Annotated in this window: 7 protein-coding genes; 6 read left to right on the forward strand and 1 reads right to left on the reverse strand. The window is 61.7% G+C overall.

Features of this window, described 5'->3' with window-relative positions; all coding sequences use genetic code 11:
* Positions 1-179: 179 nt before the first annotated feature.
* Positions 180-2,231 (reverse strand): ATP-dependent DNA helicase RecG, encoded by a 2,052-nt coding sequence (gene recG, locus ACTOZL_RS09825; protein ID WP_482478203.1) that lies wholly within the window; start codon positions 2,229-2,231, stop codon positions 180-182.
* 138 nt (positions 2,232-2,369) lie between these two features.
* Between recG and ACTOZL_RS09830 the strand changes: the two genes are divergently transcribed.
* The 6 genes from ACTOZL_RS09830 to ACTOZL_RS09855 form a co-directional block, all read left to right on the forward strand.
* Positions 2,370-3,038 carry a response regulator transcription factor gene (locus ACTOZL_RS09830; protein ID WP_482478204.1) on the forward strand — a complete coding sequence of 223 codons (669 nt, stop codon included), beginning with the start codon at positions 2,370-2,372 and terminating at the stop codon, positions 3,036-3,038.
* Positions 3,035-4,060 carry a sensor histidine kinase gene (locus tag ACTOZL_RS09835; RefSeq protein WP_482478205.1) on the forward strand — a complete coding sequence of 342 codons (1,026 nt, stop codon included), beginning with the start codon at positions 3,035-3,037 and terminating at the stop codon, positions 4,058-4,060. The genes ACTOZL_RS09830 and ACTOZL_RS09835 overlap by 4 nt, the downstream gene beginning before the upstream one ends.
* An 84-nt stretch (positions 4,061-4,144) precedes the next feature.
* Positions 4,145-4,291 (forward strand): hypothetical protein, encoded by a 147-nt coding sequence (locus tag ACTOZL_RS09840; RefSeq protein ID WP_482478207.1) that lies wholly within the window; start codon positions 4,145-4,147, stop codon positions 4,289-4,291.
* Entirely contained in the window at positions 4,288-5,136 is an 849-nt protein-coding gene (locus ACTOZL_RS09845) for an ABC transporter ATP-binding protein (protein WP_482478208.1), read from the forward strand. The genes ACTOZL_RS09840 and ACTOZL_RS09845 overlap by 4 nt, the downstream gene beginning before the upstream one ends.
* A complete protein-coding gene (locus ACTOZL_RS09850) occupies positions 5,136-6,128 on the forward strand; it encodes an ABC transporter permease (protein ID WP_482478209.1) in 993 nt (330 codons plus the stop codon). Before ACTOZL_RS09845 ends, ACTOZL_RS09850 begins: the two co-directional genes overlap by 1 nt.
* Positions 6,129-6,131: 3 nt before the next feature.
* The coding region (locus ACTOZL_RS09855) for an ABC transporter permease (RefSeq protein ID WP_482478210.1) at positions 6,132-6,864 on the forward strand (733 nt) is incomplete at its 3' end.

Consider the following 6,864-nt stretch of genomic DNA (forward strand, 5'->3'; position numbering starts at 1 on the left):
TGGCGAGGGTGAGAACCAGGGTCAGCACCTTCTGCTGGTTGCATGGCGCGTGCGGGGCAAACGATAAGGGCACACCTGGCGGTGTGCCCTAAAAATAGCCCTCCCAAAAGAGGAAATTCCTGGATTGTATAATAAAACAAAATATCCACCAAACCCAACAACTTTATACAGCCGTTCCCTCAATTAAAAATATCCCGATTTTCCCGGAACAACTGCTCCACCCGCCGCCGCAGGGGGGCATGCTGGGGCTGCTCCAACGCCGGGTCCCCCTCCAACACCGCCCTGGCCGCTGCCTGGGCTTGGTGGAGCAGACGCATATCCCCCGCCAAGCTGGCCAACTTCAACTGAGGCAGGCCATGCTGCCGGGCGCCAAAGAAGTCGCCGGGTCCCCGGAGCTTCAAGTCCTCTTCTGCCAGGGCAAAGCCGTCGGTGGTGGCACAGAGGGCCTTTAGCCGCTGGCGGGTCTGGGGGTTGCGGTTGCCGCTGACCAGCACACAATAGGACTGGTGCCCCCCCCGTCCCACCCGGCCCCGGAGCTGGTGGAGCTGGCTGAGGCCGAAGCGGTCCGCGTCCTCAATGACCATGAGGGAGGCGTTGGGTACGTCCACCCCCACCTCGATGACCGTGGTAGCCACCAACAAGTCCACCTGTCCTTGAGAAAAGGCGGACATCACCCCTTGCTTCTCCTTGGCCTTCTGCCGCCCGTGAACGATGGCTACCCGTAAGTCGGGGAACACCCGATCCCGGAGTTCTTGGCCGTACTGCTCCGCGGCCTTCAAGCCCTCCGGGTCCTCCTCGGACACCGCCGGGCACACCAGGTACACCTGCCGTCCCAGCCCCACCTGCTTGCGGATGAAGTTGTACAGCCGCTGCCGCTTATCCTGGCCCACCAGGTAGGTTTCCACTGCCTTACGTCCTGGTGGGAGCTGGTCAATCACTGAGAGGTCTAAGTCCCCGTAGATCATCAGGGCCAGGGTCCGGGGGATGGGGGTGGCGGACATCACCAGCACATGGGGTTTGGCCTCCCCCTGGCCGCTTTTGGCCGCCAGGGCGGAACGCTGGTCCACGCCAAAGCGGTGCTGCTCGTCGGTGATTACCAGAGCCAGGCGGCGGAAAGCCACGGGCCCGCTGAGCAGGGCGTGGGTGCCCACGATTAGGTCGATCTCCCCCGCTTCCAGGGCCCCCCGGCAGTCCCGCTTCTGTGCGGGGGTCATGGAGCCGGTGAGCAATCCCACCCGCATCCCGGTCCCGGCCAGCAGTTCCGTCAAGGTCCGGTGGTGCTGCTGGGCCAACAGCTCTGTGGGGGCCATGAGGGCCGCTTGGCAGCTGTTCTCCCAGGCCAACACGGCACAGGCGGCGGCCACCACCGTTTTCCCCGACCCCACATCCCCTTGCAGCAGCCGGTTCATAGGGGCAGGCTTTTTCAAATCCTCCGCCGCTTCCTGGACGCAACGCAGCTGCGCCGGGGTGAGCTGGAAGGGGAGGTTTTCCAGAAACGATCCCAAGTCCTGCCGGGCAAAGGGCACCGCCGGCTGTTCCTCCCGCCGGGTACGGATCAGGGCCAGCCCCAGGTTCAGGCAGAACAGCTCCTCAAAGCGCAGCCGACGCCGGGCCGTTTCCAGCTCCTCCCAACTCTTGGGGAAGTGGACTGCCCGGTAGGCCTGTTCCACTGGGGCCAAGTCATACTGCCGCCGGAGTTCCACCTCCAAGGTCTCCTGGATTTGGGGGATACAGTCCATAGCCAGGCGCATCAGCTCCAACAGCCGTTGGTTGCTCACCCCGGCGCTGAGAGGATACACCGGCTGGATGGGGTCCCCAGCGTTGTAGTCCTCCACCCGCTGGAATTGGGGATGGGCCATGGCCCGCCGTCCTCCACCAGTGACAACGCCGTAAAATACAAAGCTCCGTCCCTCTTCCAGGACCTTTTTGGCATAGGGCAGGTTGAAAAAGGTCAGGGCCACTTGCCCGGTGTCGTCCACCACCCGCCCCTGGGTGATGGTCATGCCCTTGCGGATATAGCTGGAACGGAAGGGCTCCGCCACCATGGCCTGGAAGCACACCGGCACGTCCTGGGGCAGGGCAGCGATGTTTGGGTAGAGGTGGCGGTCCTCATAGTCCCGGGGGAAGTGGCTGAGCAAATCCGCCACAGTGTGGAGGCCCAGCTTCCCCAAGGCCGCCTCCCGGGCCGCGCCGATGCCGGGAAGGGTATTCAAAGGGGTATTCAGTTCCATGGGGGCCTCCTTTCCTATCACCATACCATTGTAACAAAGACCTCCCCCAGGCACAAGCCCGATTTATCCCTTGCCTTTTCCACCAGAAGGAAATATAATCAAAAGAAATAAGGTATAGGGCAACGGCTGGGAGGGACTATGGCAAACATTCTAATTGTGGAAGATGAACAGGCCATGCAAGCAATCCTTGCAGAGTACATGGGAAACGGCGGCCATACCTGCTTCACCGCCGGTGACGGTGTGGATGCCCTGACCATCTTAAAAAACCATCCCATGGACCTGATGATCCTGGACGTGATGATGCCGCACTTGGACGGCTTTTCCGTCTGCAAGCTGGCGCGGGAGCTAAGCAGCATGCCCATCATCATGCTCACGGCCAGGGGGGACGAGGCGGACAAGCTAAAGGGCTATGACTACGGGGCCGACGACTACATGACCAAGCCCTTCAGCCCCAAGGTACTGCTGGCCAAGGTAAACGCCCTCCTGCGCCGGGCCTCCGCCGCCCCCGCCGGGACCATCTACGCCGGGAAGATTTCCCTCCAACCCAACGCCCACAGGGCCTGCCTGGACGGCCAAGCGCTCACCCTAACCCATAAGGAATACGCCTTGCTGGCCTTCCTCATGGCAAATCCCAGCCAGGTGTTCAGCCGGGAACAGCTCCTAAACCGGGTCTGGGGCTACGACTTCCAGGGGAGCACCCGCACCGTAGACACCCACATCAAGACCTTGCGGCAAAAGCTGGGGGAGGAGGGACGGCATATCGTCACCTTGATCCGCTCCGGCTACAAATTCGAGGTGACGGTATGAAAGCATGGTTCTCCCTGCGCACGGTGCGGAAAAAGATCGTGATGCTCTCCAAGCTGGCGGGCATCGTTCTGGTTGCCGCTTACCTCCTGTCCACCGCCTTGCCCCTCAGCGAGAGGGTTTCCTTTTGGCTCTGGCTGGGTCTGGCGCTGCTGGTGGTTTTGGGCATGGACGCCTTCCTGGGCCGCTTCATCTCCAAGCCCCTTTCTCATCTGAACGCCTCCGCCAAACGCATGGCTGGCCTGGATTTTTCAACCCCCTGCGCTGTGTCCTCCCAGGACGAATTTGGGGAGCTCTCCCACAGCCTCAGCACCATGGCGGACAAGCTCCAAACCGCCCTGGCCCGGCTGGAACAGTCCTTGGCAGAGCGCAAGGAGCTGGTGGACAGCCTGTCCCACGAGATGAAAACGCCCCTGGGCATCATCCGGGCCTACGCCGAGGGCTTGCAGGAGGAGACGGACCCAGCCAAACAGCAGAAGTACGCCCAGGTGATTGTCTCCGAAGTGGAGCGCATGAATAACCTGATTGTGACCTTGCTGGACCTGTCCGCCCTGGAAAGCGGGGCCACGGCGCTGGACCTCAGCCGTTTTGACTTTGTGGAACTGGTGGAAACCGTGGCCGGGCGGCTTTTGCTGGACACCCCAGACGCCGACTTTACCCTGGAGTACCAGTTGCCGGCGCACAAAGTTTTTGTGGAGACCGACCGCCGGCGCATGGAACAGGTGTTGGACAACCTGATCCTCAACGCCAGGAAAAATGTGTGCCCCGGGGGCGTCCTGCGCTTGGCGCTCACCGAAGGGGACGGGGCTCTGCACTTCTCCATCTTCAACCAGGGCAGGCCAGTCCCGGAAACGGAGCTGCCCAAGCTCTGGGAGAAATTCTACCGGGACAGCAGCGCCCCCTACCGTGGTTCCGGGCTGGGGCTGTCCATCGTGGCGCAGATTTTGTCCATGCAGCAGCGCCCCTATGGCGCGGAAGCCCTGGCGGATGGGATGCGGTTCTATTTCTCCCTCCCGCTTGGATAAGTTCACCTGGATTTCACCGGAGCCTCACGCCAATTTCACACCGCTGGCCTAAACTCTCCTTATCACAAATAAGGAGGGTTTTTGATGTTTTTAGGCTTGCAATGGTACTGGTGGCTGGTGATTGTGGCGGTGGTGCTGCTCTCCATCCCTGTGAAGCTCAAGTTCATGCAGTGGTGGAGCCAACGCCGGCGGGAGAAAAACCAGCGGGGGAAGTGGGGGGACGGCCAGTGATTGAAGTAAGAAACCTGACCTTCGCCTACGGCAAAGGCAAACAGGCCCTTCACGGCCTGGACTTCACCGTGGAGGACGGGGAGATTTTCGGCTTTCTGGGGCCCAACGGTTCTGGGAAGTCCACCACGCAAAAAATTCTCACGGGCATCCTGAAGGGCCACGGCGGGAGGGTGTCCCTGTTCGGCCAGGACATCACCACAGCCCGCAGCCAGGCGTTCTTTCAAACCATCGGCGTCCTCTTTGAATTCCCCTACCTGTACGCCAATTTGAGCGCTGTGGACAACCTGAACTATTTTGCCTCCTTCTACCCCAGGGAGCAGCGGCGGGAGGTCGGGGAGGTCTTAGAGTGCTTGGAATTGAACCCAGAGGCCTGGCACAAGCCAGTGGCCTCCTACTCCAAGGGGATGCGCCAGCGGGTGAGCATGGCCCGGGCCCTCATCAGCAGTCCCCGGCTGCTGTTTTTGGATGAGCCCACCAGTGGCCTGGACCCCGCCGGGGCGGTGCTGTTCCGCTCCATCATCCAGCAGGAGCGGGCCAAGGGGACCACGGTGTTCCTGACCACCCACAACATGATGGACGCCGACCTGCTGTGTGACCGGGTGGCGTTCATCGTAGGGGGCAGGCTGGTGGCCCTGGATACCCCCAAACAGTTGAAGGAGGAACAGAGCAGCCGCCAGGTGACGGTGGACTATCTGTATCAGGGCCGCCGGGAGACCAGGACCCTAGCGGCACAGGCCCTGGAAGCGGGTCTCCCCTTTCCCTGCGACGAGCTCATCGGCCTCCACACCCAGGAGCCGAGCTTGGAGGATGTGTTCATCCAGTACACGGGAAGGGGGCTGTCCTGATGTGGAACCACTTTGGCGCCTTGTTGAAAAAGGATGTTCGGATGCTGGTGTCGGGGAAATTCTTTCTCCTGGCCCTGGGCTTCCTGCTGCTCTACACGGCGTATGTGAACCTGGGGTATCTCCGCTTTATGCAGATGCCCCCCTATCACGTGTATCTGTACGACCCCGGGGGGACACAAACCCAGGTGTCGCCCCTGGTGCAGCCGGTCCCCAGCTTGGAAGCCCTGGACGCCGCGCTGTTGGAGGACGCCAACGGCGTGGGGCTGGACGCCAGCACAGGGACGGTACAGCTGGTGCTCTATCGGGGGGCAGAGGGGGTTGACCACCACCGGGCGGACTATGCCCTGTCCCTGCTGGGGCCCGACAGCAGCCGTCTGCCCCAAATCCTGGGGAGCAACACCCCGGAGCAAAAGGCCAGGAAGGAGATCACCTGTGAACTGCTGTTTTTCGAGCTGGCCGCCGTGGGGTTTCTGGGCATCGCCGGGGTGCTGTTTCAGGAAAAGGGGATGGGGGTGATCCGTGTCCACGGGGTCCTCCCTCTCCCCAAAGAGCTGTTCCTTCTGTCCAAGCTGGCGGTGTTCCTGCTCTGTGACCTGGGCTTTGCCGCCCTGTTGACCTTGCTGAATCTGGGCTTGCTGGATGGGGCGGCGGTGCTGCCTGCTGTTTTGGTCCAGACGGCGTTCCTGTCCCTGATGATGGCCTTGGTGGGGCTGCTGTGCGCCCTGCTGTTGAAGGATTTCCGGCAATTTACCTTGGCCTATCTGGTGATTGCCATCTTTGCCGCCACCCCTGTCTTTCTCTCCGCCAACACCTCGGTGAAGCTTGATTGGATCGGCGGGCACCCCTTCTACCACGTCTACATGGGGTTGAAAACCGCCTACTTTGGCGGGACGGTCTCCCCGGCCTACTATCTCGGGGCCGCCGGGACGGTGGTGCTGCTGTTCCTGATGGTACGGCTTGCGTTCCGCCGGGAAATGAGAAAGGAGGGGTGAGAAGTGAACGGCATACGATACCAACTGAAAAGCGTCTGGAAGGACAAGTTTTGCCTCATGACTTTCCTGCTGCCCATCCTGGTGGCGGTAGGGATGCAATGTATGGGCTCCATCGACCTGTCCAGCCTGGGGGAGCTCCACTTTGCCGTGCTGGCGGAGGATTTGTCCCCCCAGACAGTCCACTGGTTGGAGCGCTACGGCCCGGTGACGGTGTATGAAACAGAGGGGGCATGGAACGCCGCCATCAACGAGCCCTCCACCAACGTCATTGGGGTAAAGGGGGAGGGTGCGGGCATCCGAACGGCGGTCAGCGGGGACGAGTTGGAGGTTTTCCAACAGGCGGCGGCCACCCTCCCGGCCCTTTTCCAGCAGCGCGGGACGGCGGAACAGGCCCGTGTCCTGATGCTGGAACGCCCCGACCTCCTGGAACACTTCCAGGACATCTTCGTCCCCGGGGTGCTGATTGTGGCCATGTTCATGGGCTGCACCTTCAATGCCATGAACATCCTCTCCGAAAAGGAGGATGGCGTGGCGTTGGTCAATGAAATCCTGCCCATGAGCCCCAGCCAGTATGTGCTGCAAAAGGTCACGGTGGGCTTTCTTTTCGGCAGCCTGTCCTCTGTGGTGACGGCGGGCATTTGCTTCCGGCTGTCCTGGCGGGATGGCGGGCTGATGCTGGTGCTGATCCTCCTGGCGTCCTTTGTGGCGGCACTCCTTGGCCTGTTCATCGGCAGGG

The sequence above is a fragment of the Evtepia sp. genome, from assembly GCF_056797215.1.

Bases quoted from the DNA above. Each gene is read 5' to 3' on its own strand.
- recG (WP_482478203.1), bottom strand. From the start codon at position 2,231: ATGGAACTGAATACCCCTTTGAATACCCTTCCCGGCATCGGCGCGGCC.
- ACTOZL_RS09840 (WP_482478207.1), top strand. From the start codon at position 4,145: ATGTTTTTAGGCTTGCAATGGTACTGGTGGCTGGTGATTGTGGCGGTG.
- ACTOZL_RS09835 (WP_482478205.1), top strand. From the start codon at position 3,035: ATGAAAGCATGGTTCTCCCTGCGCACGGTGCGGAAAAAGATCGTGATG.
- ACTOZL_RS09850 (WP_482478209.1), top strand. From the start codon at position 5,136: ATGTGGAACCACTTTGGCGCCTTGTTGAAAAAGGATGTTCGGATGCTG.
- ACTOZL_RS09830 (WP_482478204.1), top strand. From the start codon at position 2,370: ATGGCAAACATTCTAATTGTGGAAGATGAACAGGCCATGCAAGCAATC.